Here is a 26,147-nt window from a genome sequence, read left to right as displayed (position 1 = left end):
AATCACTAAGAACGCTGATTTCTACTAATACATAAGTAGTTTACCGAATATTTACAGGTTACGTCGAATTAAAACAGAGAAACTTTTCTTTTAATATTTAAGCGTGTAATTTCAATTTTTAATAATAAAAACGGGTTAAAAAAATTTTAATGATAAAATAGGATTAAAATAAACCATCACATCATTTAGCGACTTATTTTTGGCACCTGAATGACACAACCTTCGTTAAGATCGAAAACCGACACTATGACCAAAAACAAACGGAGAACAATAACTCAGAGGGTTAATTCTGTTGGCCTCATTTTTATTATCGACATCATACTAACCGCGGTGTCGTTCATAGCTTCCTACGGCATTTGCACTTCTATCTGGCCGGAACTCCGGGGGGATAAAATGCTTATTCAATTACCGGTTATTATTGCTATCTCCTGCCTTATCTTTTTAGCTATAGGTACCAGCAAGGGTTTTGTGAAGTACGATAGGGTAACTGAGGTATACAAAATTTTCAACGCGATTTGCCTGGCAAACGTTTTGACTATTGTTTTGATTGTCGTGCACGGCAGCGTTGTGATGGACAGTGACAATAGTTTCCTGATACCGCTATCCATAATAATTGTACATAGTTTCTTGAGTTTTGCGGCCCTTGTGGCCTCCAGATACTTATATAGAAAAGCCTATCAGGGCAGTAAGGAGAAACTAAATCCGGCCATTAAGGTGTTATTGGTTTCCACGGGCAGACAGGCAGACGATTTTATTTCGGCCTTTGAAAGAACGTATCAGGAAGATTACATTGTTGCCGGCGTTGTTTTTATTGACGAAAGCAATGAGCGGATTCAGTCTCAGATCCCTGTAATTTCAAAAAACAGCCTAAGCAAGGAAATCATTGAGGAATTCGGCATAAGCCAAATGATCGTTGCAAAGGCGGGTCATTTTGACCCGAATGTCAATGAACTTCTGACCAAAATGATAGAGTTGCCCGTTAAGGTCAAAATCGCTGATCTAAGTATACACCTTGGCAAAAAGGAAGCAGACCTTCAATTATCGGGAATGGATGAGCTTAGGGTTGAGGATCTCTATTCAAAGGAAAGAAAGAACAGCTGTGCTGTAGAGAAGGATCTTGCTCTGTTTTACAGCAACAAGAAAATCCTGGTACTTGGAGCAGGAGGTTGTGTGGGTAAAGAGCTCATAAAGCGCCTGATGAAATACAGCTACAAGCACATCCTGATGTTAGATAAATCAGATGATTCTTTGTTTAATCTGAAGCAGGAGCTCAACAGCAAAAAAGCGAGTCACACCTCCCTGATCCTTGCCGATATCCTGGACAAGCCAAGAATGCAGCAGGTATTTAATGAATTCGCTCCGGATATAGTGATCAATGCCACCGGTTATAAAATCTACGATTTCACCAAGGATAACCTGTATGAGGCGCTTAGGCTAAATGTATTGGGAAATAAGATCCTCTCAGAACTCGCCATAAGGTCTAAGGTTCAGAAGTACGTGAACCTTTCTTCGAATTTTAGAAGATATGATTTCGCGAATTCCCTGGCCTCTGAGCGAATAGGTGAGATCTACCTCAATTGCCATAACGATTCGGAAGAAACCGATTTTATTAATATTAGATTTGGCGATGTATTGGAATCGCCATCCTCCCTGGTAAATGTCTTTAAGACGCAGCTTGCCAATGGAGGCCCTTTAAAAGTAAGCTATGAAGAGGCAACAACCTCATTCATCGCGGTAAACGAGTTGGTTGGTCTAATTTCCCAGGCTATCGCTACTGCAGACGGGGGTGATATAGTAACGGTAAAGATGGGAGAAAGAATTAAGGAAATGGACCTGGCCAGGCAGATCATAAGGTTTTCAAAATTTGAATACAAAAAGGATATCGACATAAGTATTGGTAACAAGAGAGAAGATTACCCCTGGAGCAATATGCCTTACCCTTTCCAGGCCAAAAAGGATACTTCGATCCTCGAGAGCGAACGCTTGATCTTCAGATGCGAAGACCAGTTTGATCGTAGCCAGATGAAAGATAAGATTAATGAGCTATGCCTGGAAAACATGTTCTTTAACAAGAATGTTACCATCTTGATGGACAACATTCTGCATTACAGGAGCCATTCAGACCGGTATGCCAAGGCGAACAAACCTGAAATAAGCAATACCATTCACGACCCGTATTCATTTACGGTTACCAGACTGGAAGGATAGGCAATATTCCTATTGTTTTATACGGAATATCGTAATACTTTTGTTGTTTATGCCGATCACCTCGATTTCATTTACCCCCAGAAATTATTTAAAATGAATTAATTTCGCAGCCCGGCGAATTACCTAGATCTATGGAGGAATATTCAAGAAATCAACTAGCAGAACTTCCAGACTATAAGGAGGTCGTCCGCAGATATACCAAACATTGGATATGGTTTGCACTCGCGATAGCTTTGGGTATATCCTGTTCCTACGTTTACCTGAGGTACGCTACCAAGAAGTATGCGGCCAAGGCCAAGATCCAAATACTGCCCGAGCGCGGAGCTGGCCAGGAGTTGAATATTTTTAACGAGATGGATCTGTTGACCGGAGAAGAGAATGTAGTAGAAGATGAAATTGAGATCATTAATTCCAGATCCAATTTTATTGAAGTGGTCAATAGACTCAAGACGAATATCCGGATCGTACACCTGGGAAATATCAAGAACAGTGAAATATACCCTAACAGTCCTATTCAGCTTAACTTTATTTCACCTGATTCCGTAATCAACAATAAGGAAATCGACTTTTATGTTGAACTGGACACCGAGGCGACCTTTAGGTATAGAGGTTCAGAAAACGGTTCACCTCAGACCATAGCATATGGAAAAAACGTTGTCACACCGCTTGGGGAGGTCGTAATCACCCCCAACTCGGAATACTTTAAACAATTCAAGGGGGAAAACCTCAGGATAGAGGTAAGACCGGTCTCCAGACTCGCCGAAGAATATCGGGAAAAAGTATTGATCAAACCCGCCGATAAGGTATCCAATGTACTCAACCTTTCTTATAATGATCCGGTACAACAAAAAGCCATTGATATTCTCACAGAATTAGTTAATGTCTACAATGAAAACGGGATAGCGGACCGAAAAGCCGTGGCGGACAAAACTTCCAATTTTATTGAGGAAAGGATATCATCTATCTATGAAAACCTTGCCGATGTTGACGAATCCGAAGAAGACCTGCGAACCCTTAGAGGGCTTACCAATATAGAATCGGAATCTAATATCAATCTAAATGTGAGTGCAAGCACACAAAGAGAGCTTAGCAATGTCAATACCCAACTAAACATTGCTGAGAGTATGAAGGGCATAGTAGACAATGAAACGGATTTTGGGTTGCTTCCTTCGAATATCGGTTTGTCCGATCCTACCATAGCGAACGCGACCACCAAATACAACCAGTTGATCGCTGAAAGAAATCGGTTACTCAAGAGCTCTAATGAAAAAAACCCTATTATAGTAAATCTCGACCAGGAGATTACCGGTTTGAAAAGGATCATGCAGTCCAGTCTGGAAGGGATGATAGACAACCTAAACCTTCAGGCCAGCGGGCTGAACCAGCAACAGTCCAGATTGAATTACCGCATATATTCCGCTCCCAAAAATCAAAGGGCTTTACGTGATATTACCAGAAAACAGGAAACTACAGAATCCCTGTACCTGTATCTATTGCAAAAACGTGAAGAAGCACAAATCGCCTATGCTTCCTCAAAACCGAAATCCAAAGTTATTGACCTGGCCTATGCTCCGAGCGAGTTTCCTACTTCTCCCAAGCCAAAAATTATTTACCTGGGAGCTGTTCTATTCTCGGTATTGATACCATTTTCTACCATATTCATACACAATCTTATTGACAATAAAGTTCACAACAGGCTAAGCCTTGAAAAATTGGTAGGTGATATCCCGGTTTTGGGTGAAGTGCCGAAAACCAAAAAGCAGGACCAGCGATCTATAAAAAAACACGACCGTTCCGCCCTGGCCGAATCCTTCAGGATCATTGCGACCAACCTGGATTATGTGCTACAAAATGGAACCAACAACAAGCACAATGTTGTTTTTATTACTTCAAGTGTGCCTGGAGAAGGTAAAACCTTTGTGTCGTCTAACCTTTCCATGACCCTTGCAGGTATTGACAGCAGGGTGTTGTTGATCGGGGCTGATATCCGGAATCCCCAGATCACCAATTTCTTTTCGGATCAGAACATCTACAGGTCCAAGAAAAAACCAGGCACCCCGGGATTAACAGAGTATTTGTATGACAAGGACGTCACAGTGGAAGACATCACACATCCTGTGCTGGTACATACGGAGACCATAGATCTTATATATTCAGGCAAGATACCACCCAACCCGGCTGAATTACTCAGAAGCGCCAGGATGGAACAACTCATCGAAGAGGTTTCCAGGAAATATGATTATGTAATATTGGATACCGCACCTATGATGATGGTATCGGACACCCTTCGCATCAGTAAATTTGCAGACCATACCATATACGTGTCAAAAGCCGGAAGCACGGAATTAAAGCTGCTGGAGTATCCCATCAGGTTAAAACGTGAAGACAAACTGAACAATCTTTCATTTATCGTTAACGGTGTTAAGAAATCCGATCTGGGCTACTATGGTAAGTACGGCTATGGTTATGCACAAAAAAAGAAAAAATGGTTTAGTTTCTAAACCGTAACATCCCCCAAACTTTCTTACTGCGGACTTTTGAAAAATGGGATAGATATCCCTATTTGGCATGTGTCGTAGATATGCTTTTTGAATAAAAAGAACATAGAAACAACACGGGAGCGCGGCCAATTGTAGTGCCTTATTTTATGGGAGTTTATCGGGTTTTTAACCTATTGAACTAATTTAAAGTTGAGGAGTTCCGGCGGCCAAAAAAATATTGTATTATTGCGCTCCCCACTAAAAATTAACGAATGGCAGATTCGGCAATTTTAAATAAGAATGAACGCAAGTTCATTTTACTGTTGGGCGACCTTTTCATCATTGGTCTGGCGCTTGGTCTGTTCATTAACAAGGCGGTGGACCAGGAGAATCTGGACTTTTTCGCTAAGTCCATTCTGATAAGCCTGGGGTTTCTTTTTTATCTTACCTACGCCTATGTGCTGGAAAGCTATAACATAGAAAAAGTAAGCTCCAATTCCGGGGCGGCCATTACCAAGTCTGTTGTAACGGCAATACTATTCTCCATTTCCATAGTGGTTTTTGCCATACTTCTGTTCGATTTAGGCTTTTGGAGGAAATCACTACTGCTATTCCTGATCTCTACCCCGCTCCAATTCTTTATCTGGAGAATGTTCTTTGAATCCGTCTTCAAGATCGTACACATTGAAAAAAAGGTATTTTACATTTACGACAGCGAAACAGGCAGAACGCTAAACAGTGATATCAATAAGATAAACGGGGAGGATTTTGAGACCTTTTACAATGTTGCCGGGACCTATTCCATTGAAAAAAACGTCTCTGAATTCAACGAGAAATTCCTCGCCCAGAAAAATGATATTAACACCTGGATCGTCAATATCCGAAACTACGACGATCTCCCCCTTAACGTTGAAGGCCGGCTCTTAAATGCCATGATAGAAGGGAAAGAACTGCTCACCTTTACCTCTTTCTACGAAAATGTTTACGAAGCGCTTCCCATAAAATCAAGAAATGACAGTTTCTATGAAATGCTTCACTTGCAGAGCAAAAGGATACGCTACCTGCAGTCTATGGTGAGTTTTGTGATAAACTTCCTTTTCTGCTTTTTTATCAGCCTGGTTTTCCTGCTGGTCCTGCCCTTTGTGATCATATTGAACCTCTTTTTCAACAGAGGGCCGTTGTTCTACACCCAGTACAGGGTAGGTAAGAACGGGAAGGAATTCAAAATATTCAAATTCAGGTCCATGGTGGTCAACGCGGAAAAAGCAGGGGCCAAAATGGCGCAAAAGAACGATGCACGGATTACCGCCTTTGGCCGTATCCTGCGAAGGTATCGGGTGGATGAACTCCCTCAGATCCTTTCGATAATTCGCGGAGATATGCAGTTTATCGGCCCGCGACCCGAGCGAAAGGTCTTTGTGGACCAGCTAAAGGCCACTACCCCATTGTATAACGTACGACACCTTATCAAACCCGGAATTACAGGCTGGGCGCAGGTAAAGTTCAAATACGGGGAGAATCTCGAGGATTCTATCGCCAAGCTGGAATACGACTTGTTTTATATCAAGAACAAATCCGTTATCATTGACCTGAAGATCATCTTCAAAACGGTATCTACAGTCCTTTTTTCAAGAGGGGTATAAACATTTGTGCAGATCTTCTTTTTTACTAAGGATTTGGAAGTAACAGCATCAAAAGCCAAATTTAAAATTTTCAGACAGGGACCGGAGATAATTTTTCCGGTCCAGTTTGTATAGGTCTGGAGGGCGACTTTTAGTCTTTGCTTTGCTTGGTCCGATCTTAATCAGGCTATTCGACTTCAGCATCTTTTGCCTGAAGTTTCCACGATCTACAGACCTTCCCAGAATTTCCTCATAGAGCTTCTGCAGTTCGGGAATAGTAAAAGTATCCGGTATAAAGCTCAACAACAGCGGCTTGCTCAACAGTTCCCTGGCCATAACCTTACGGGCCTCCATAACAAGTTCCGTATGATCCAGCGCCAGTTGCCCAATGTCATCAATATTCATCCATTCAACCTTTTCAAACAAAGGATTTTTCCTGAGTTTGATGGTCAGGTCTCCCAATATGCTATAGTATCCTATAGTAACGAAGCGATTAGAAAGCCATTCATAGATATCCGGAGCAAAAACGGATTCGGCAAAAGCTGAAAACTCTTCCTTAAAATTGCGATCTGCCTGACCATAAGTCCCGAATTGGCTAAGGATCAGGTCTGCTACTTCGGTTTGTTCTAAAATAGTCCGCCTGGCTGCCTCATCTATGCTCTCATCCTGGTAGACAAAACCACCGGGAAGCACCCAAAAGTCACTGTTAATCGGCTGAACTACTGATACTTGTAACTTTTGATCGCAAAATCTGAAGATCATGCAATTTACGGAAAGCTGCGGGATGAACTTTGGGATGTCTTCCCGTATGGAGGCCAGGATATCTGCATGGATTTCGGACATTCTTGTAGCGGATTTAGATACAAAAATAAGATAATGAGTAAAAAACACTCAATGTTTCAAAATTATTTTTACTTTTGAGTGATTTTCACTCAACTATTCCTTTTTGATATTTCTGACATGAGAAAAAAGATACTCCTTTCCATTCTGGCTGTAATAGTACTGTTGATAACGGCTGCCTATTTCTTTGTCTTTCGTGCTAGCACGAACGATATTAAAGTATTGGTCTTTTCCAAAACCGCCGGCTATCGCCACGAGTCCATTGAAACAGGAATAGAGGCCATCAGGAAATTGGGGGTTCAACATAACTTCATCGTTGAAGCCACTGAAGACGCCCAACAGTTTAACGAGGCCTATTTAAAAGATTTCCAGGTGATCGTATTCCTGAATACTACCAGTGATGTTTTAGATCCGGTTCAGCAGAGCCAGGTAGAGCGATTCATTCAGGCTGGAGGCGGCTTTGTGGGTGTACATGCCGCAGCCGATACGGAATACGGCTGGCCGTGGTATGGGGAAATGGTTGGGGCTTATTTTGATAGTCACCCCTTGGACCCCAATGTACAGGAAGGGGTTGTACATGTTACCAATCCTAATCATCAGGCAACCGATTCCCTTCCGCAGAGCTGGAAAACTCCGGATGAGTGGTACAATTTCAAATCCATTTATCCCGGAAACAAGGTACTGCTGACCATTGATGAGTCTACCTATACCGGAGGTACCAATGGCAGCAATCACCCCATAGCCTGGTATAAGGAATACGATGGGGGCCGCTCTTTCTATACCGGGTTAGGCCATACGAAGGAACAATATGCGGATCCACTTTTCCTAAGCCATCTTTTAGGTGGGATACGATATGCCATAGGGCCCGGCTCGCTGATAGATTACAGCAAGGCTTATGCAGAGGTGGTCCCGGAAGAGAATCGCTTTTCCAAGGTTACTTTCACCCAGAATCTGGCAGAACCCATGGAGCTCGACTTTTTGGATCAGAACAAGATCCTCTTTATTGAACGCAAAGGAACTGTGCATATTTATGACCTGGAGACCGCCAGGGACAGTGTCATTGCCCGGCTAGAGGTCTTCTCCGGACTGGAGGATGGTCTTTTGGGCATGGCCCTGGATCCGGAATATGCCACAAATAATTGGGTATACCTTTACTATTCCGATCCCGGCGAGCAAGCCGTACAAAAGCTCTCCAGATTTGTTCTAAAAGACTATACGCTGGATCTGGGATCTGAAAAAGTACTGCTGGAGGTGAAAGCCCAAAGAGAAGAATGCTGTCATTCCGGTGGATCTCTGGAATTTGGTCCGAATGGGAACCTCTTCCTTTCCACCGGGGACAACACAAACCCACATGCTTCCAATGGATTTGCTCCTATCGATGAACGCGACGGACGCGCCCCTTGGGACGCTCAAAAGTCGGCCGCAAATACCAACGACCTACGAGGGAAAATCCTCAGGATAAAGCCCGAGGCGGATGGTACCTATAGCATTCCCGAGGGCAATCTGTTTGGAAAGGACAATCCCAAAGGACGGCCTGAGATCTACGTAATGGGTAATCGGAATCCATACCGTATTTCCATAGATTCCCGTACCGGATACCTTTATTGGGGAGAGGTCGGTCCGGATGCCAGCAAAGACTCCCTCTCACTTGGGGTTATGGGTTATGACGAGGTAAACCAGGCGAGACAGGCAGGAAACTACGGTTGGCCCTACTTTATTGCCGATAACAAGGTATATCACGCTTATAACTTTGCAACTAATACTTCAGGCGCCGCCTTCAACCCCGACAAACCGCAAAACAATTCTCCGAATAACACCGGAATGCAGGATCTGCCTCCGGCACAACCAGCCATGATCTATTACCCCTACTCCGTTTCTGAAGAATTTCCCGCCCTGGGAACCGGATCCCGGAACGCCATGGCAGGGCCTGTATTCTACACTGATGACTACCCCGAGAGCGGTCGGAAGTTTCCCGATTATTTTGACGGTAAGCTATTGATCTACGACTGGATGCGCGGATGGATCTTCGCTGTTACGATGACCGAGGATGGAGATTTGGACAAGCTCACACGGATCGTACCCAATATGGCACTTCACAATGTCATAGATATGGTATTTGGTCCTGATGGGGCGCTGTATATTTTAGAATACGGCTCAGGCTGGTTTTCCCAAAATGTGGATGCCACGCTTTCCCGTATTGAGTTTACCAAGGGCAACCGCATTCCCCTGGCCAGGATCACAACGGATAAAGCTATTGGTGCAACTCCGCTTACTGTTAATTTTTCCGGACGTAACTCCATTGATTATGATGGGGACCAGCTGAGCTATCAATGGGATTTTGGCGAATCTGATGCCAGTTCCACGGAATCCGAAACCGCTTATACTTTTGAGGCCTCTGGCAAATTCACTGTGAAACTTAAGGTTGAGGATGAAGAGGGAAACGTCGCGGAGACGGAAACCCAGATCATTGTCGGTAATGAACTGCCGCAACTTTCTTGGGAGATTACCAGGGGTAACAGTGACTTTTACTGGCCTGGTAAAGCAGTGGACATCGCCTACCAGATCCATGTAAGCGATGCGGAAGACGGTAGTTTGAAAGAGGGTACCCTAAACGCCTCAGATGTGCTGGTATCCTTTGATTATCTTCCGGAGGGCAATGACCAGGTAGCGGCTGCGAAGAGTCATGCTGATCTGGCGGATAACGCTTATGCCTCCATCGGAAAAGGACTAATGGATGCGTCGGATTGTATGGCCTGCCATAAAGAAAAAGAAAAGTCCATAGGCCCCTCCTACCAGGCTATTGCGGATAGATATGCTTTGGATAATTCAGCAGCGGCATTACTGGCGGATAAGATCGTAAACGGAGGTGGTGGCAATTGGGGGGAGACTCCAATGGCGGCTCACCCCGGGCTTTCACAGTCAGATGTTGATCAAATGGTGAAGTACATCCTTTCTCTTTCAGAGCAGGGCCAATCCGGAAACCCTTCAAAATACCCCGTAAAAGGTAGCTATAGCAGTGAGGAACACCGCAATTCAGACACCAAAGGTTCTTATATATTAACAGCGAGCTATACTGACAAAGGAGGTGGGAATATAGAACCTCTTACTGCCAAGCAAACCCTGCTCCTCCGGTATCCGCATATGGAGGCTGAGAGCAGCGACGAAGGGTCTTCCATGACTTTCTTTGTAAATGCGGACGAGACACCGGGAATAGACGAAGATATGACCATTGCGGTGGGTACCAAGGGAAGTTACCTGATGTTCCGGGAAATCGATCTCAGCGAAGTTAAGGCCATAAGAGGCCGATACGGGCTGGTAAAAGGGATAACCCAGGGCGGTGATGTAGAATTCCGGCTTGGTGGACTGGATGGCGAATTGATCTCCAGTCTTGAATTGAAAGTAGGTCTGACCGACTTTAAGTTGGAAGAGATCCGCAGTCCCTTTAATAAACAAATAAATGGGAAGCAAGATCTATACATTATCTTTAAAAATGAAGAGGCCAAAGATGGCGATCTGATCACGGTGCTGGACTGGTTTGAGCTCCTCAATGAGTGATGCTGCAAACCGAATAGGCTATCGTATCCACATTAACACAATTCAATTGTCATGAAACGCAAAATCAAAATGGCAGCATTCTCCTTACTTGGGTTGTTATTGCTTTGTCTTATAGCTTTCGGACTATTTATTTACAAGGCGAAATATGGATTTAATTTCTATGAGACCGATCCACCGGACTTGCCTTCGGATCTGAGCGGCAAGACGGTGCTTCTGTTTTCAAAGACCAATGGCTTCAGACATGGGGAGGCAATTGAAGCTTCATTACCAGTTTTTGCTCAAATGGCGGAAGCCAATGGCTGGTCACTATTTACCACAGACAACGGGGCAGTATTCAACAAGGAACAATTACAGTTTTTTGATGTGGTCATTTGGAATAACACCAGTGGTAAGGTACTGAATGAAACCCAAAGGGCGGCCTTCCGAAAATATATTGAAAATGGCGGCGGTTTTGTAGGTATTCATGCGGCGGGAGATGATTCGCATCAGTGGGATTGGTACGAAAACACACTAATTGGAGCCAAGTTTTCTCATCATACCTTACACCCTCAGTTTCAAACGGCGGACATGCACCTGGAGCAAGGAGATCCAGTACTAACCGAGGGTTTACCAACCCTTTGGACCCACGAGGAAGAATGGTATACATTCTTTAACAATCCCAGGGAAAATGGTTGCCAGGTCCTTTACAGGCTGGATGAATCCGGGATAGACCCCAATGGCAGCCTTCCGCTGCTTGCTCCGGACAAAGATTTTGGTATGGGTGCTGATCATCCCATTGCCTGGTATAAAGAAGTGGGCAAAGGCCGTTCCTTCTATTCCGCCCTGGGACATCAGGCAGCAGCATACGATATTCCGGAAAACCTTCAAATGCTCAGTAATGCAATTCGATGGGCTGGAAAATTCTGAGCGTTCGCTCCAATACAGGCCAGTTGACCACCCTACCTGCCCCTGAATAACCTAAGCTATATTTTGCGCTGTAATTGCTTTATCCGAACATTAATACACAACATATTCCCTGATACCTAATTATGTAAAATGTATACATGCTTCTGTAAAATGTATACAAATGGGTCCTGTGCTGCTCGTAATTTTGTGCTGTAGAATTAAAATAAAGCAGGTATCATGAAAGAAGTAGCATTAGTAACAGGGGCAAGTAGCGGAATAGGTCTGGAACTGGCAAGGATCCATGCCGAACGGGGCGGAGACCTCATTATAGTAGCCCGCAGAATTGAAAAGCTGACCGAATTACAAAAAGAGTTAGAACAGCAGCATGGCATCCGTGTAACCGCAATCGCCAAAGACCTTAGCAAAGCAGGGGCAGCCCAGGCATTATTTGAGCAAATATCGAACTCAGGCATTGAGGTAAAATACCTGATCAACAACGCTGGTTTTGGTTTAAGGGGAAAATTCCATGAGCTTCCCTGGTCCAGGCAGCAGGAAATGATCAACCTGAATATGGTTTCCCTTACGGAACTGATGTACCTTTTTCTTCCCCGGATGGTATCCAGGAACAGTGGAAAGATACTGAACACTTCCTCTACAGCCAGTTTCCTCCCTGGCCCTTTGCAAGCGATATACTTTGCCTCTAAGGCCTACGTTACCTATCTCGGGAACGCCATATCTGAAGAACTGTACGATACCAATGTCACCATAACCACGCTGATGCCGGGCGCCACTGAAACAGAATTTGCAGCGGTATCAGGCATGGACAAAACGGACCTTTTTGAAAAAACGGTGAGTGCACGCTCTGTCGCGGAAGCCGGATACGACGGAATGCTAAAAGGTAAGTTAGATGTGGTATCGGGCCTTACTGTCGCCCAAAGTCTGATGATGAAATCCATTCCTTTTACACCCAAGAAAATGCTGTTAAAGCAAATTCGAAAGATGCAAGAAGTTAATTCCTAACTTTAAGGACCTTAAGCGATTAAAAGATGAGTGAAATAGTTCATATCAGATCCATAGCAGAATCGAGAAAGCTATTTGGAATGCCCCCTCCTAAGCATCCCCTGGTTTCGGTAATGTGGGCCAAAGAGTTTCCGGATTTTGATCAGTACAAAGGATTGAAATTCAATACGGATCTGTTTATGGTTTCTCTAAAAGATGGTATAAGCGGTTCTATGGGTTACGGAAGAAACTCCTACGATTTTTCGGAAGGTACCATGGTATTTTCAAAGCCTGGTCAGGTACTTTACTCAGAAGATAAAAAGATAGCTGAAGATGCCAGGGGATGGATGCTGGTGTTTCACCCAGACCTCATAAGGAAGTCTGAGTTGGGATCAGCTATAGGTAACTATACCTTTTTTGACTACGAAGTTCATGAGGCTCTACATTTATCCGATGAGGAAAAGTCCATTCTGACGGATCTGGTCCTGAAAATTGAAAATGAGTTCAATCAAAACATGGATAAACACAGTCAAAAACTGATCATAACGAATATTCAGCTCATTTTGGACTATTGTCTGCGCTATTACGACCGTCAGTTTTATGTTCGTGCCAACCTGCACCAGGATCACGTAGCTGATTTTGAGCAGCTGCTGAAGGCTTACTACAACTCTGACCAGCCTTTTGAATCCGGTCTTCCTTCCGTAAAATATTGCGGGGAAATGCTCCATATGTCGCCCAACTACCTCAGCGATATGCTGAGAAAAGAAACTGGCAAGAGCGCCAAAGACCACATTCACGCCTTTGTGATCAACCGGGCAAAAAATAAATTGCTGGGTACTACCGAATCGGTGAGTGAGATTGCCTATGAGCTGGGGTTTGAATACCCACAGCATTTCAGTAAGCTCTTTAAAAAACGAACAGGGCTGAGTCCCGTTAAGTATAGGTTGCAAAACTAGGTCAATGAAAAATGCTTTGATTACAGGAGCTACTGGAATGATCGGTAGTATTGTTCTGGACCACTGTCTGAAATCAGAAGAGATCGCATCCGTTACCTCCATTGTACGCAGAAAATCCGGAGTGGAACACCCGAAGCTAAAGGAGATCATTCATGAAGATTTTACGGATTACACTTCAATTCGCGATCACTTCCGGGATATTGATGTTGCCTTTTACTGTATTGGGGTCTATACTGGAGCGGTGCCCGACGACATTTTCAGGAAGATAACGGTAGATTATACCGTCGTATTTACCGATGCCTTAAAAGCAGAAAGCCCCGGGGTTACACTTTGTTTCTTAAGTGGCGCGGGAGCAGATCTCTCTGAAAAAAGCCGGACCTCCTTCGCCCGCTATAAAGGCATGGCCGAAAACCACCTGCTGCAATCCGGCCTGAATTTTTTCAGTTTTCGCCCGGCTTACATTTACCCGGTGGAAAAACGCAAAGAACCTAATCTGATGTACCGTATTAGCCGGCGTTTATATCCCCTGATCCGCCTTTTCGGGAATAACGCTTCTATCAGGTCTACTGAACTGGGACATGCTATGTTCCTGGCAGGGATTAACGGAGCTACATCCACATTTCTGGAGAACAGGGACATTCTTGAACTGCTTAAATAGGAAAAATTGAAAAAACTACTTAAATATCTAAAGCGAATGTTATTATCATTAGGAATATTGCTTCTGCTCGTACTTGTTACTTCGATACTTTTTATCAAATTCTATCCCACTTTTGGAGGGGATCTTTCCGATGAGCGTAAATCGAAGTACACAGGTTCCAATCAGTTTAAGAATGGGGTTTTCGCGAATACCAGTAAAGATGTTCCAAAGGACCCGAGTTTTTCGGAAATGTTGACAATGACCCGAAAATTCTTCTTTACCAAAGTAGAAAACGGGACTCCGGAGAAGCAGATAGCGGTAAAGGAAATAGATTCTATGGACCTGGCCACTAACCATACCAAAACCCGCATGATCTGGTTCGGACATTCCGCCTTTTTACTGCAGATGGAGGGAAAGAATTTGCTGATAGATCCCATGTTCGGGGATGTGCCGGCTCCCCATCCATGGCTGGGAGCCAGGCGCTTTAGCGATAAACTGCCCATAGAAGTTGCAAAACTGCCTAAAATAGATGCAGTTTTGATCTCACATGACCATTATGACCACCTGGACTATGGATCGATCAGGGAACTTAAGGAAAAGGTAGATGTGTTTTACGTTCCCCTTGGTGTTGGTGTTCACCTGGAAGCCTGGGATGTTCCCAAAACCAGCATTGTAGAATTAGACTGGTGGCAGGAGGTCACCTTTAAGGATCTGCAATTTGCATGTACTCCGGCCCAGCACTTTTCCGGTAGAAAATTCAGCAACAGGCAAAGCACACTTTGGAGTTCCTGGGTTATTAAATCGTCTACAGAAAGCATATTTTTTAGCGGTGATAGTGGCTATTCAACCCATTTTAAGGAGATAGGAGAAAAATACGGCCCTTTTGATTTTGCGATGCTCGAATGCGGGCAGTACAACAAAATGTGGCCGGATATCCATATGTTTCCGGAAGAAACGGCACAAGCAGGTGTAGATGTCAGGGCAAAGCTCATTATGCCCATCCATTGGGGCGCGTTTAAGCTGGCCCTGCATTCCTGGACCGATCCGGTAACCCGGGTGATCAAAAAAGCTGAGGAGCTCAACATCCCGGTTTTGACCCCGGAGATCGGAGCCCCGATCGAATTGGGATTTACCGGGCAGAACGGAGTAAAATGGTGGGAATAACTAAGCGGGCTATCTGACTTTTAAAATTTGAATTCCGCTGTAAATACCGTGTGGAACAGCGTATCGTCCAGGCCGCTATCAGCCAGGAAATCTCCGGGAAATATCAGGTTGGTCTCCAATTCCAGACTGATAGATCTATTGACAGCAAAAGACGTAATTGTTCCTATTTGATGTCCGATAAAGCGTCTGGTATTGTCTGATGGATATTGCAGATTCAAAGGAGGGCCATATACGCCATCCTCCCGTGAGAAACGCCAGAAAGCGACATAGTCCAATTCCAGGGAAAACCTGTCCAGATTGGTATTGACATAGGGATGTATATCAAATAAATTGGAAGGGCCAATACGCGCCACCCTGCCAAAATAGGCTCCTCTGGGATAGAGGCCGTCAAAGGTGTTTAAAACACCATCATCAGCGTCCTTATCACCACTGATCACCTCCGTTTTCAATCCAACTACGCCCTTATTTCCCATGATCTCAATGGGATACTCCAGATTGAAAGACGCTGTCCAGGCCCTTATATCCAGATTGCCAAAACTACCGGTTTGATACACAAACTCGTTGTTGTAGGCAATCTTACCCAGGGAACCGAAATGTCTTAACCCTAAGGAAAGTCGATTATCGTCAGCCGTACCGGAATCCCAGGTCTTGGCTTCCTCCTCCTTGTATATGGCGTATACATCAGTGCTGTTGCTTTTATTCCAATTTTGGGTCCAGTAAAGCGCCGCTACCGATTCCTGGAGATCCAACGCATCATTGTCAAAAACACCTTGCTCCAAGCGTACAGGAACCGCATAGAAAGCTGTGACATTGGTCTGCGGGTTTTGAAACTCCAATTGCGCCATATCAAATGACAGGCGAACGTTAGGTCCTTCTCGTATATCCACCAGGCGGCCGCTACCCAATCTCAGATTTTGCCTGCCCAGAAGTAAGTTCCATTGGTCATTAAAAATATATCGGGCAAAAAACTGGTTGACTGCAAGATCATCCCGGTCTACTGGTGAAAGGTTTGCTTTACTACTGATCAAACTCGAATTGATTTCGGCAAACAGCTCCAGTTTTTCCGCAACCTTCAGGTGGGTGTGAAACTGAAATCGATTCAGGAACCAGATATCCCCCTGGTCCAGCTCAGCCGAAAACTGTTCGTTGATAAAGGCTTCGGACTGAAAACGATAACTACCCCCGAAGCTTAGGGTACTCCGCTTGCCCAGCTGTAACTGCTTTAGCTTCTCATAAAGACCGTTCTTGTCTGCAGGGTAGATCAAAATCTCATCGTTTTGTCGTAACAAGCTGAATTCCAATTGATTTCCTACGGTCTCTTGCGCCCTGATGACCAGCATTGAAATAAAACATATCGCTACTACAGCAAACCTGGCTTTCATCTTAGAAGCGTCTTATCAACAAAACACCGGCTACTAAAAAGATAACTCCAAGCATGCGCTGCCAGTTGATGTGCTTTACCGGTAGCCCCAGCAGGCCAAAATGATCCAATACCAGGGAAACCGTCATCTGGCCAGCGACGATAAGAACAAATGTCAGGGCTGTTCCCAATTTGGGTGCCAGTATAATTACGGCAGCCACGTAGAAGGCTCCAAGAATGCCTGCAAGCCAAACCACAGGGGAGACCGTTTTAGTCTGCTCCATGGTAGAAAAATCGAATTTCAGTATGAGCAGATAAACCAGTAAACCAAGAGTACCGATCAGGAAGGACGCAAAGGCTGCGAATATAGGTTGATGAACTGATTTACCCAATTGCACATTCAACCCCGCCTGTAAAGGCAGTACAGCTCCCGCTATAACAGCGAGAATAATATAAAACAGTTGTGCTTTCATATTCCAGGTTTTTTTCTGATTGATCTATCCATAGGAAATCTTTTGGATCAACGATTTAAGATCTCCCATTTCACAAGCCTTTCAGAAGTTTTTCCATATCCGCAATAAGCCTTCTGGTATCCTGCGGATCCAGGCCGTTGTAATACCCTCTGATCCGTCTTTCAGCATCGAGCAATACGAATGTCCCATCATGGATCAAAGTCCGTTCCTCTCCCCTTGAGTCGTCAAAGGCCATGACCTTGTATCCTTTGGAAATCTCAAAAACATCGGTCTGATCAGCAGTCAATAGCTTCCATTGTTCATTTTTGATCCCATTGGCCATGGCATAATTTTCAAGTACCTCAGGGGTGTCGGTCAGGGCATCAATGCTATAAGACAGTATCCCCACTTTGTCATTGCCTTCAAAGTGTTGCTGCACTTCCCTGAGGTGGGAGGTCATTTTAGGACAGATGGTCGGGCAAGTCGTAAAAAAGAAGTCCACCACATGGATCTTTCCATGGAGCTGCTGTTCTGAAAACGCCTCCCCGGTCTGACTTCTCAATGAAAACTCAGGAGCCTTGTAATAGACCAGCTCCCCGGTTACAGGATGCCTGGATGTCTCACCAAGGATTGGAAGAACTTCGGACTGCGCCATCCCTTTACCCTTACATGAAAAAAATAACCAGACCAAAGACAGCAGAACTAGGCTAACTGTCTTCATAATTCAGTTTAAGAGAGATGTTTTCCAGTTTTAGGATCTCATCCGGAATATTCCTGTTTGGCAGCGGTACGGGTTGAAATACCACCTCAATATTCTTTTGCTGTTGAATGGCTTCCGCTATTTCCTTTTCAATTTCAATCTGTAGGTGCACTCCATTTTGAAGCAGAACGCTGTCCAGATCCAAAATGGGTAAAATGGTAAACGTCCCGGTGTACTTGCTCACCCGCTCGCCTTCTTTGTCATATTCAAAGAAAACCCGTGCGCAATATGGCTGATAAGGAAGCTGAGCCCTTTCAAAATGGAGGATCACATGGGTCCGCTCCCTATCAATAAGTTCAGTGTAAATCGCCTCCGTTTGAGAGGTTTTCAGGTTTAGAGGGGCAACGCAATCCACTTTAGAAGCCTCTCTTACTGGTTTGTCCTTTTCTTCGTACGGGTTGCAGAAGGTAGGGTTCAAATCCAGATCCTGAAAGGTATATCCAAGATCTTCCGTGCTCAATAGGTCCTTAATCTTAAAATCTATCGGGGTCCCATTACCGTCTGTAGAAAAAAGTCGTTTCTCCAGCCATTCTTCGTCCTGAGGAAGGGTGTTTTCAGGGCTGTAGGCCTGCCATGCATCCCAGATCCGGTCGCAGTTGCCGTGATGTGCATAAAAGATAGGATCAAAGCCAGATTCCGTAAATGTAGCCATTTGTCCGCCTATCCAATTGTGGATGTTGTTGTGGAAGCTCTGTTCCGCAAGTCCGTCAAGTTGTGCATCCCCCCGTTTTTTGATCGCTGGATAGCCCCCAAAAGTCTTGTATTTGGCGGCCCTGAAACTTGCACCTACATTGATGAAATCCTTAGGGATCTCATTGCTTGAATCGATCAGTCGTGTAACATTGAATAAGGGATTGCTTTCATCCCCCCAATAGTGTTCCGGAATGGTATTGGATTTGGTCCAATCCCAATAGTGTAAGGCCAGGCTGGGTTCGCTCACCGCTTTCTGAAGCTTTTGTTCCATGGACCATAGATACAGGCGGTGCCAGGGCCAGACATACCAGTTGTAGTGAACCTGATTGGCATAAATGCTTGTGGCGCAAAAGGTAGCGTGCAGCATACCATGGGCTTGCCAACCCGAGGGGTCTAATGGCGCTATTTCGGAGCGCTTTTTTAGTATGTTTATCGCCTCTTTTAATACCTTAATTTCTGCATCGTCAACAGGAATATCAGCAATATTTTTCCGAACGGCCAAATTTCCGCTGGCGGGTTTTATTATAGCCTTTTCAGCATTGCTTTCACAAGCGCTGATAGCCGAGGTGGCAAGGGGTAAAGCGGAAACTCCCAAGGCAGACCACCCCATATTTTTTAGAAACTCACGTCGTAGTTGTTGATTAGTTTTCATGAATCTTTTAATTAGAAAGCGGGTGGCATATAGCCACCCGCTAATGGTGTAATTAAGCTTTAATGAATTGTAAGTCTATTACCAGCTTGACCTGATCTGCTACCACAACACCTCCAGCCTCGGTTACAGCGCTCCAAGCAAGTCCAAAATCCTTTCTGTTGATAGACCCGCCTATTTCAAATCCGGCCTTGGTTTGTCCGTAAGGGTCAACAGCCACTCCATTGAAATCAACATGTAATTCAATGGTTTTGGTCACATCGCGGATGGTCAGATCCCCGATCATTTTCTGCCCATCAAAGGAGTTTGATCTAAAGGCCATATGGGGATATTCCTGGGCATTGAAAAAATCATTTGACCTTAAGTGGTTGTCCCGTTCCTGGTTTTTTGTATTGATGCTTCCGACCGCTGCAGCGAAATCAAATTCCGCATCTTTAAAATCATCTGATCCTGTGGTAACAGAGGCATTAAATTCTTCAAAGTGCCCGCTTACCGAAGAGATCATCATGTGTTTTACCTTAAACCCAATCTCTGAGTGGGCAGTGTCTAAATTCCATTTTGTTTTTACTGCATTTTCCATATCTGTTTTAATTTTTATATGTCATTATTTTTGATATCCTCCAAAGTATTTCACTGGTGACCAATCCGGGATCACTTCCGGCATTTCAGGACTCATTTTGGCAAACTCCTCATCGCCATAAACCACATTTCCACCAACCACCGTCAAAACTGAGGTCAGTTCATTGATTTGTTTCTCAGGAATGGTGAAATAATCGTCAGAAAGAATGGCGAAATCCGCGAACATGCCATTTTCCAAAGTTCCTTTTACGGTTTCCTCGTTGGAAACCCAGGCACTTCCCTTGGTATACAAATGCAAAGCTTCTTCGCGGCTCAGCCGGTTTGCCTCTTCGGCTAGTTGAAAATCACCAACTGTTTTCCCAGTCACCAACCAATACAAAGCAGGCCATGGGTTATAGCTGGCCACACGGGTACCGTCCGTTCCTGCACCTACAGGCAAGCCCATTTCCATCATCTTCTTAACCGGTGGTGCCTGTTTGGCTTTTTCAGCTCCGTAGCGCTCCACAAAATACTCCCCTGCATACGCCATACGGGCCTGAATGGCTATACCTCCATTCAAGGCTTTAATGCGCTCAAGGTCTTTTACCTGAACCGTTTCGGCATGATCGAATAACCATCGTTTCGAAGCCAGTTTCCCATTGGTTTCTTCATTTACTTCCTCAAAAACATCCAGCATATTCGATATGGTTTCCCCGTAGGTAGCATGGATCCTGAAAGGCCAGCCGTTGTCCACATGCAGGCGAACAATGCGCTTCAGATCTCCGCGCCAGGTAGGCCTGTCACGGTTCAACAAAGGTTGTGGGGCCAAAAAGTTCTCAAAATCTCCTGCACTCCAGGCCAGGAATTCACCACCGCCTTCCAGTTCGTATCCGTGATCCAAATGGATCTCTCCGTTATGTCCCACTTCATTGGTTTCCATCCACTCGGTGAATTCTTCGTATTCCGCACCCTTGTTCTGAGGGAACAAATAATAAGACAAACGAATAGGCATCTCTCCGGCATCGGCAAGGGCCTTGGTACCGGTGTAATCCTTTGGAAATTTATGTCCGCCTCCACCTGCATCAATTCCACTGGTAATTCCAAAAGTGTTTAATTCACGATAGAATTGCCTAGTTCCGTTTTCCATCTCAGCCTGTGTTAAAGGAGGAAGACTTCCAATTCGGGCATACAGAATGGTGGGATTAGGTTCTGCAAATAAAACCCCGGTCAATTTTCCATTGGGGCCTTTTTCAAATCTTGACCCTACGGGAGCCTTGGTATTTTCATCAATTCCCAAAGCATCAAGTCCGGCTTGATTGAGGTATCCCTGACTGTACAGGAACAACACATAGGTCGGTACATCTCCAGTCGCTTCATTCAATTCTTCCATAGTGAACAAGCGCTTCTCTTCGAATTGAAAAGGACTCCAGCCACCAATTACCCTTACCCATTGACCTTCCGGTGTCCTGGCTGCCTGTTCTTTTAACATCTCCAGGGCACGTTTTAGCGTTTTAACACCATCCCAACGTACTTCAGCGTTAAAAAAGCGGCCACCTCTGGTCAGGTGCAAATGTGAATCATTAAGGCCGGGAATAAGCGTTCTGCCTTTTGCATTTATAACCTCTGTGCTGTCTCCAACCAAGGCCGTTATTTCCTCTGTGGTACCAGTGGCCATTACCAGACCGTCCTTCACGGCAATGGCTTCTGTAATACTTCTGTTGCTGTCCATCACCGCGACTTTTGCGTTGGTGACGACCAAATCGGCGGTTTCAGCAGCTTTTTTTACAGGCTCAGTGCAAGCCCCCAAAAGGATTGCCAGTACTAAAAGTGAAACATAATTCTTCATTATCCATGAGTTTAAGAAAGTGCTCCACAGTTTTGTGGAGCACTGTTTTTATGCCTTTCTAGTTTTTCGTTCCGGAATCTGCCTCACTGGCTTCCTTACCGGTCAGCCACTTGCTCATGGTTTTGATGTAATCAATGCCCAAACCGTAAGAGCCACCGTACTTTTTAGATATTCTTACAATCTCGTTATAGGTTTCGCTCCTGGCCCAATCTCTGTGGATTTCCAGCATGTATTGAAGCGAAGTTATAGGCCTGGCGCCAGCCTGCACTGCCCTTTGAATCGACATATCATGGGCTTCCTGTGAAAGTCCGCCGGAAGCATCAGTAATGATGTATACTTCATAGCCATCTTCAATGGCTGAAAGTGTGGGGAAAAGAACACATACCTCTGTCCAAAGACCTGCGATCACCAGCTTCTTTTTTCCAAGTTTTTCAACCTGCTTTACAACACGGGTGTCTTCCCAGGTGTTCATTGTACTGCGGTCTATGTAGTTAGACCTGTCGGTAAAAATGTCCCGTATCTCAGGAAAGACCGGCCCGCTAAAGGACTTTTCAGCAATTGTTGTCACAATCGTTGGCACCTCATACAGTACCGCCGCCTCACTGACCAGGCCTAAATTGTTACGCAATTCCTCAATAGGCTGGGACTCTACCGCGAAAGCCATTTGACTTTGGTGATCAATCAGGATAAGGGTATGATTAGTCGGGTTCAACAACTCCTTTGAGGCATTGGCCGGATCGTTGTCCGGATTGGGATTGTATTGTTTCCATTGTCCAAAAGTCAGAGCACTTACGAATAGTGCTATCAGTAATAAATTATAGTTTCTCATTTTAGATTTATTAGTGTCAATTTTGACTGTTATACTTGATTTTTAATTTTCGATTAAGCAATATTCATGGGCACTTCCATTAGAAGCAATTCGGTATCGCTATCTGCAGTGATCTCCAGTTCTTCCAGGTCCCATAGGCCAAAGCCATCCCGCTTTGAGAGCTTTTGCCCGTTCAGGGTCAGTTCGCCATTGATGACAAAGGCATACACCCCGTTGTTTTCAGCATCCTTCAACTGGTAATTCAGTGATTTACCTGCCTCCAAAAAGGTCATATTGAACCATGCGTTTTGGTGAATCCAAACTCCTTCATCTTCCGAATTGGGCGAAAGGATCTGTTGCAGTTTGTTTTTTCTATCTCCCAAATTCAAACTGATCTGATCATATCTGGGTTCGACTCCTTCTTTATTGGGTACCACCCAGATCTGGAGGAATTTTACCTCCTTGTCCTGATTGGCATTGTATTCACTGTGAAGGATGCCTGTTCCGGCACTCATTACCTGGATATCTCCTTGTTTTATGACAGCCGAAGTTCCCATGCTGTCTTTGTGCTCCAAATCGCCTTCCAGGGGAATAGAGATAATCTCCATATTGTTGTGAGGGTGGGTTCCGAATCCCCTGCCCGCAGCAACCACATCGTCATTCAAAACCCGTAATACTCCAAAGTTCATTCGATCCGGGTTATAATAGTTGGCAAAACTGAACGTATGATGTGAGTTCAACCAGCCGTGATTGGCTTTACCTCTTGTTTCCGCCTTATGCAGTACTGTTGTTCTGGTTTTTGTTTCCATAGTGTTTATATGATTAAATCCTAACTGTTTTAAATTGTCATGTCCGGAGCCTGACTGAGCTGATGCAGCCTTCAGATAATTAGCTACCCCCAGCAGAGATACCACTCCTCCCCATGACAGGTTCTGTATAAATTCTTTTCGTTTCATCACTTTAAAATTCCTGTCATAATAAACCATATACGTGCCAAACAGTTAACCAATTGAATACCAGTTATTAAGTGTTTATAGGAATTCTAAATTGCTTCTGACTATTTAGAATTTTCTGTTATTTGAGAAATTTTATGGTAATTTTAAGAGGTATAAACCCACGAATTCCAAAAGCCTCTAAAATGAATACAGACCTTAGTCAATGGCTTATTCAAGCCTTACCGTACGAAGTCTTTGTCCTGAACCGGGAAGGCTCAATAGTATATGCCAATGACATGTTTTTGAACAAGTTGGGATACGACGCAAAGGACCTGAATACGCTTACAATTTTTAACATCAATAGTACCGTAACTAAAGTTAGTTGGGCTGAGCACTGGGAGCACCTAAAAGAAGTAGGTACTGATAATTTCAAAGAAGCGCATCAAAACAAAAAGGGTAAGCTTTACCAGGTGGAGGTTTTTGCTCAGTTTTTCTCAAATAATGGAAATGATTGGATCTGCGCCCTGGCCCAGGATATTACCAAATCTTCCTTCTACAATTATTTAATGGAATCTACCGAGCACATGGCTAAGGTGGGAGGATGGAAATTGAACCTGCAGGACGGTTCTTTGATCGTTACTTCAGAAGCTTTAAAGATCTTTGAGACCAAGGATAAGAACGACTTACTTCCAGGAAAGGTAATCCACCATTTCATGGAAGCGGATAGGCTTAAAAAACTGCTTAGTGCAGCACTACAGAAGGGAACGGCATATGATGAAGTTTTGGTAATCAAAGGCGCACAAGGAAACAAAAAGTATTTGCGTTGTGTAGCGGAGCCCATTCTCAAGGGCAAAAAAGTATTCAAGATCTTAGGTGCCTATCAGGATGTTACCGAGCAAAAAACCTTTGAGACCAGACTGCAACTGTTCCGTAAGATCATAAATAATGCGGAAGACCTCATATACGTCTACAATCGGGAAGGAAAGCTTTTGTTGTACAGCAATTCCGTTTCTACCAAACTTGGATTTACAAAAAAAGAATTGGATGGTTTTACCATCTATGACCTAGACCCGAAGATCACTCCGGAATGGTGGGAAGGTCATTTTGACGAGATCGTTGAAAAGGGTGTTTTGCGTTTTGAATGGCTTGTGGGTCGAAAGGACGGTACAAAGTTTCCGGTAGACATTTCCGCAAATCATATTTTTTATGATGGAGAAGACCTGAACTGCGCGGTGATCCGGGATGTTTCCGAACGGAAGAAACGCGATGTGGAATTATTTCAGGCCCTGGAAGAGATCAAATCCCTAAAAACACAGCTGGAAAATGAAAATGAGTATCTCAAGGACGAGATCAACCAGGAAATCAACTTTGGCCATATTATCTGCCAAAGCAAAGAGTACCAGCAAGTCCTAAAAAAAGTAGACCAGGTAGCACCAACGGACACCACGGTTTTAATAACAGGAGAATCCGGAACGGGTAAGGAACTGCTGGCCCGGGCTATCCATGAGAACAGCAGTCGAAAGAACAGACCCCTGATCAAAATAAACGCTGCAACCCTTCCCTCAGAACTTATCGAGAGTGAGCTTTTTGGTCATAAAAAAGGAGCCTTTACGGGCGCTGTGGAAGATAAGATCGGCAAGTTTAAGCTGGCGGATGGCGGTACAATATTTCTGGACGAGATCGGCGAATTACCCCTTAGCCTACAGCCAAAACTCCTGAGATTCTTACAAGAAGGGGAATTTGATGAATTGGGGAGCAATAAAACCATAAAAGTGGATATTCGGGTTATTGCCGCTACCAACAGGGACCTGGAAAAAATGGTTGCCGATGGCAAGTTCAGAGTTGATCTCTACTACCGCCTCAATGTCTTCCCTATCTATAATATCCCATTAAGAGAGCGAAAAGATGATATTCCGGTTTTGGCCAAATACTTCCTTGAAAAGTATTCCAACAAGGCAGGCAAAGCCTTCAGGAGATTGAGTAAAAAGACCATTACAGCCCTTATGAATTACAACTATCCCGGCAATATCAGAGAATTGGAGAACCTCATTGAAAGGGCGGTTATCATAGAAAACGGAACCACTTTGAATCCGGGATCATGGATACCAATACCCGAAATACCTGCTCAGATCGAAGATTTCAAATCCCTGGAGGCTGTGCAGCGGGAGCATATATTGAATGCCTTAAAACAAACCAATTGGCGGGTAAGCGGCCCCAAGGGCGCTGCTTCTATTCTGGAAGTTAAGGACAAAACTCTCTTTGCAAAGATGAAGCGCTTGGGTATAGAGAGGCAAACCAATTTCCGTTAGCGGCCTGGTATTTATTTTAGAAACCGGGTTTGAACATTCCGGAAAGTTATCTACTAATGTAGGTCCTGGTCTGACCGTCCTTTACAAAGATCAACACAAGTTTTCCTTTCGGATCATAGTAGGCCTTAATTAAGTGCCATCCATCACTTTTAGCCGTATCCACCAGGCATTTTAGCACATCGCCTTTGGTAAGGTCCAGTCCGGATCTTGAGTCCTGGGCCTGAAGGTTCACAAACATTAATAGTAGTAGTAATAAAAAGTAGTGTTTTTTCATATTGTTTGGTTTTGAGAGTTTAGAGATGATTTCTCATGTAGTGGTAAAAAAAGGGAGGATCCCATTGCCCTAGTCAGTCCTGTTTCGGAACACTTGAATGCTGGAACCTAGGTGCCATGCAGCGGCACGTAGTTCTTAATCCGACAAAACCAGGAAT

General features: G+C 44.4%; 20 protein-coding genes. 10 read left to right on the top strand and 10 right to left on the bottom strand.

Going from position 1 to position 26,147, the window contains the following annotated elements:
• The first annotated feature begins 246 nt into the window (after positions 1 to 246).
• The 3 genes from GTQ38_RS05820 to GTQ38_RS05810 all read left to right on the top strand — a co-directional run bounded on the left by GTQ38_RS05820 (position 247) and on the right by GTQ38_RS05810 (position 6,331).
• Positions 247 to 2,208, top strand: coding sequence for an SDR family NAD(P)-dependent oxidoreductase (locus GTQ38_RS05820; RefSeq protein ID WP_161434531.1), 1,962 nt, complete (start codon positions 247 to 249; stop codon positions 2,206 to 2,208).
• Positions 2,209 to 2,339: 131 nt separating this feature from the next.
• A complete protein-coding gene (locus tag GTQ38_RS05815; RefSeq protein ID WP_161434530.1) occupies positions 2,340 to 4,709 on the top strand; it encodes a GumC family protein in 2,370 nt (789 codons plus the stop codon).
• Positions 4,710 to 4,960: 251 nt separating this feature from the next.
• Complete coding sequence (locus tag GTQ38_RS05810; RefSeq protein WP_161434529.1) at positions 4,961 to 6,331, top strand: sugar transferase; 1,371 nt, start codon at positions 4,961 to 4,963, stop codon at positions 6,329 to 6,331.
• Between the two features lie 48 nt (positions 6,332 to 6,379).
• Here GTQ38_RS05810 and GTQ38_RS05805 read toward each other — a convergent pair whose 3' ends face one another.
• Entirely contained in the window at positions 6,380 to 7,153 is a 774-nt protein-coding gene (locus GTQ38_RS05805) for an NUDIX hydrolase (RefSeq protein WP_161434528.1), read from the bottom strand.
• A 117-nt stretch (positions 7,154 to 7,270) separates the two neighbouring features.
• On the opposite strand from GTQ38_RS05805, the gene GTQ38_RS05800 reads away from it, so the two are divergent.
• From GTQ38_RS05800 to GTQ38_RS05775, 6 genes are all read left to right on the top strand, one after another.
• Positions 7,271 to 10,705 (top strand): ThuA domain-containing protein, encoded by a 3,435-nt coding sequence (locus tag GTQ38_RS05800; protein WP_161434527.1) that lies wholly within the window; start codon positions 7,271 to 7,273, stop codon positions 10,703 to 10,705.
• Between the two features lie 51 nt (positions 10,706 to 10,756).
• Positions 10,757 to 11,611 carry a ThuA domain-containing protein gene (locus tag GTQ38_RS05795; protein WP_238857808.1) on the top strand — a complete coding sequence of 285 codons (855 nt, stop codon included), beginning with the start codon at positions 10,757 to 10,759 and terminating at the stop codon, positions 11,609 to 11,611.
• 216 nt (positions 11,612 to 11,827) lie between these two features.
• Positions 11,828 to 12,610 carry an SDR family NAD(P)-dependent oxidoreductase gene (locus tag GTQ38_RS05790; protein WP_161434526.1) on the top strand — a complete coding sequence of 261 codons (783 nt, stop codon included), beginning with the start codon at positions 11,828 to 11,830 and terminating at the stop codon, positions 12,608 to 12,610.
• A 26-nt stretch (positions 12,611 to 12,636) separates the two neighbouring features.
• On the top strand, positions 12,637 to 13,545 hold the full coding sequence (locus tag GTQ38_RS05785; RefSeq protein ID WP_161434525.1) for a helix-turn-helix domain-containing protein: 909 nt from the start codon (positions 12,637 to 12,639) through the stop codon (positions 13,543 to 13,545).
• Positions 13,546 to 13,549: 4 nt separating this feature from the next.
• The gene (locus GTQ38_RS05780) at positions 13,550 to 14,203 is read left to right on the top strand and encodes an NAD(P)H-binding protein (protein ID WP_161434524.1); all 654 of its coding nucleotides are present in this window, start codon (positions 13,550 to 13,552) and stop codon (positions 14,201 to 14,203) included.
• Between the two features lie 36 nt (positions 14,204 to 14,239).
• On the top strand, positions 14,240 to 15,346 hold the full coding sequence (locus tag GTQ38_RS05775; protein WP_161434523.1) for an MBL fold metallo-hydrolase: 1,107 nt from the start codon (positions 14,240 to 14,242) through the stop codon (positions 15,344 to 15,346).
• A 20-nt stretch (positions 15,347 to 15,366) separates the two neighbouring features.
• Here GTQ38_RS05775 and GTQ38_RS05770 read toward each other — a convergent pair whose 3' ends face one another.
• The 8 genes from GTQ38_RS05770 to GTQ38_RS05735 all read right to left on the bottom strand — a co-directional run bounded on the left by GTQ38_RS05770 (position 15,367) and on the right by GTQ38_RS05735 (position 23,428).
• The gene (locus GTQ38_RS05770; protein WP_161434522.1) at positions 15,367 to 16,728 is read right to left on the bottom strand and encodes an alginate export family protein; all 1,362 of its coding nucleotides are present in this window, start codon (positions 16,726 to 16,728) and stop codon (positions 15,367 to 15,369) included.
• 1 nt (position 16,729) lies between these two features.
• A complete protein-coding gene (locus GTQ38_RS05765) occupies positions 16,730 to 17,179 on the bottom strand; it encodes a DMT family transporter (RefSeq protein WP_161434521.1) in 450 nt (149 codons plus the stop codon).
• A 70-nt stretch (positions 17,180 to 17,249) separates the two neighbouring features.
• Positions 17,250 to 17,879, bottom strand: coding sequence for an SCO family protein (locus GTQ38_RS05760; protein ID WP_161434520.1), 630 nt, complete (start codon positions 17,877 to 17,879; stop codon positions 17,250 to 17,252).
• The gene (locus GTQ38_RS05755) at positions 17,866 to 19,263 is read right to left on the bottom strand and encodes a tyrosinase family protein (RefSeq protein ID WP_161434519.1); all 1,398 of its coding nucleotides are present in this window, start codon (positions 19,261 to 19,263) and stop codon (positions 17,866 to 17,868) included. The genes GTQ38_RS05760 and GTQ38_RS05755 overlap by 14 nt, the downstream gene beginning before the upstream one ends.
• Before the next feature lie 52 nt (positions 19,264 to 19,315).
• Entirely contained in the window at positions 19,316 to 19,840 is a 525-nt protein-coding gene (locus GTQ38_RS05750) for a YceI family protein (protein ID WP_161434518.1), read from the bottom strand.
• 24 nt (positions 19,841 to 19,864) lie between these two features.
• A complete protein-coding gene (locus GTQ38_RS05745; protein ID WP_161434517.1) occupies positions 19,865 to 21,664 on the bottom strand; it encodes an amidohydrolase in 1,800 nt (599 codons plus the stop codon).
• A 58-nt stretch (positions 21,665 to 21,722) separates the two neighbouring features.
• A complete protein-coding gene (locus GTQ38_RS05740; protein WP_161434516.1) occupies positions 21,723 to 22,493 on the bottom strand; it encodes a hydrolase in 771 nt (256 codons plus the stop codon).
• A 53-nt stretch (positions 22,494 to 22,546) separates the two neighbouring features.
• The gene (locus GTQ38_RS05735; RefSeq protein WP_394350959.1) at positions 22,547 to 23,428 is read right to left on the bottom strand and encodes a pirin family protein; all 882 of its coding nucleotides are present in this window, start codon (positions 23,426 to 23,428) and stop codon (positions 22,547 to 22,549) included.
• Positions 23,429 to 23,610: 182 nt separating this feature from the next.
• Between GTQ38_RS05735 and GTQ38_RS05730 the strand changes: the two genes are divergently transcribed.
• On the top strand, positions 23,611 to 25,716 hold the full coding sequence (locus tag GTQ38_RS05730; RefSeq protein WP_161434515.1) for a sigma 54-interacting transcriptional regulator: 2,106 nt from the start codon (positions 23,611 to 23,613) through the stop codon (positions 25,714 to 25,716).
• A gap of 46 nt (positions 25,717 to 25,762) precedes the next feature.
• Here the strand turns inward: GTQ38_RS05730 and GTQ38_RS05725 are convergent, their stop codons facing one another.
• Positions 25,763 to 25,990 (bottom strand): hypothetical protein, encoded by a 228-nt coding sequence (locus GTQ38_RS05725; RefSeq protein ID WP_161434514.1) that lies wholly within the window; start codon positions 25,988 to 25,990, stop codon positions 25,763 to 25,765.
• Positions 25,991 to 26,147: the final 157 nt, after the last annotated feature.

It is taken from the genome of Poritiphilus flavus (genome assembly GCF_009901585.1).
GTDB classification, from domain to species: domain Bacteria; phylum Bacteroidota; class Bacteroidia; order Flavobacteriales; family Flavobacteriaceae; genus Poritiphilus; species Poritiphilus flavus.
Note: the sequence above shows the minus strand (reverse complement) of the source record. Positions and strands in the feature narration are given on the sequence as shown.

Excerpts from the sequence above, each read along its gene's own strand:
- GTQ38_RS05780 (WP_161434524.1), top strand. The coding sequence starts at position 13,550 with ATGAAAAATGCTTTGATTACAGGAGCTACTGGAATGATCGGTAGTATT.
- GTQ38_RS05775 (WP_161434523.1), top strand. The coding sequence starts at position 14,240 with ATGTTATTATCATTAGGAATATTGCTTCTGCTCGTACTTGTTACTTCG.
- GTQ38_RS05750 (WP_161434518.1), bottom strand. The coding sequence starts at position 19,840 with ATGGAAAATGCAGTAAAAACAAAATGGAATTTAGACACTGCCCACTCA.
- GTQ38_RS05735 (WP_394350959.1), bottom strand. The coding sequence starts at position 23,428 with ATGAAACGAAAAGAATTTATACAGAACCTGTCATGGGGAGGAGTGGTA.
- GTQ38_RS05745 (WP_161434517.1), bottom strand. The coding sequence starts at position 21,664 with ATGAAGAATTATGTTTCACTTTTAGTACTGGCAATCCTTTTGGGGGCT.
- GTQ38_RS05795 (WP_238857808.1), top strand. The coding sequence starts at position 10,757 with ATGAAACGCAAAATCAAAATGGCAGCATTCTCCTTACTTGGGTTGTTA.
- GTQ38_RS05740 (WP_161434516.1), bottom strand. The coding sequence starts at position 22,493 with ATGAGAAACTATAATTTATTACTGATAGCACTATTCGTAAGTGCTCTG.
- GTQ38_RS05770 (WP_161434522.1), bottom strand. The coding sequence starts at position 16,728 with ATGAAAGCCAGGTTTGCTGTAGTAGCGATATGTTTTATTTCAATGCTG.
- GTQ38_RS05730 (WP_161434515.1), top strand. The coding sequence starts at position 23,611 with ATGAATACAGACCTTAGTCAATGGCTTATTCAAGCCTTACCGTACGAA.
- GTQ38_RS05815 (WP_161434530.1), top strand. The coding sequence starts at position 2,340 with ATGGAGGAATATTCAAGAAATCAACTAGCAGAACTTCCAGACTATAAG.
- GTQ38_RS05805 (WP_161434528.1), bottom strand. The coding sequence starts at position 7,153 with ATGTCCGAAATCCATGCAGATATCCTGGCCTCCATACGGGAAGACATC.
- GTQ38_RS05785 (WP_161434525.1), top strand. The coding sequence starts at position 12,637 with ATGAGTGAAATAGTTCATATCAGATCCATAGCAGAATCGAGAAAGCTA.
- GTQ38_RS05765 (WP_161434521.1), bottom strand. The coding sequence starts at position 17,179 with ATGAAAGCACAACTGTTTTATATTATTCTCGCTGTTATAGCGGGAGCT.
- GTQ38_RS05790 (WP_161434526.1), top strand. The coding sequence starts at position 11,828 with ATGAAAGAAGTAGCATTAGTAACAGGGGCAAGTAGCGGAATAGGTCTG.
- GTQ38_RS05800 (WP_161434527.1), top strand. The coding sequence starts at position 7,271 with ATGAGAAAAAAGATACTCCTTTCCATTCTGGCTGTAATAGTACTGTTG.
- GTQ38_RS05820 (WP_161434531.1), top strand. The coding sequence starts at position 247 with ATGACCAAAAACAAACGGAGAACAATAACTCAGAGGGTTAATTCTGTT.
- GTQ38_RS05725 (WP_161434514.1), bottom strand. The coding sequence starts at position 25,990 with ATGAAAAAACACTACTTTTTATTACTACTACTATTAATGTTTGTGAAC.
- GTQ38_RS05755 (WP_161434519.1), bottom strand. The coding sequence starts at position 19,263 with ATGAAAACTAATCAACAACTACGACGTGAGTTTCTAAAAAATATGGGG.
- GTQ38_RS05810 (WP_161434529.1), top strand. The coding sequence starts at position 4,961 with ATGGCAGATTCGGCAATTTTAAATAAGAATGAACGCAAGTTCATTTTA.
- GTQ38_RS05760 (WP_161434520.1), bottom strand. The coding sequence starts at position 17,879 with ATGAAGACAGTTAGCCTAGTTCTGCTGTCTTTGGTCTGGTTATTTTTT.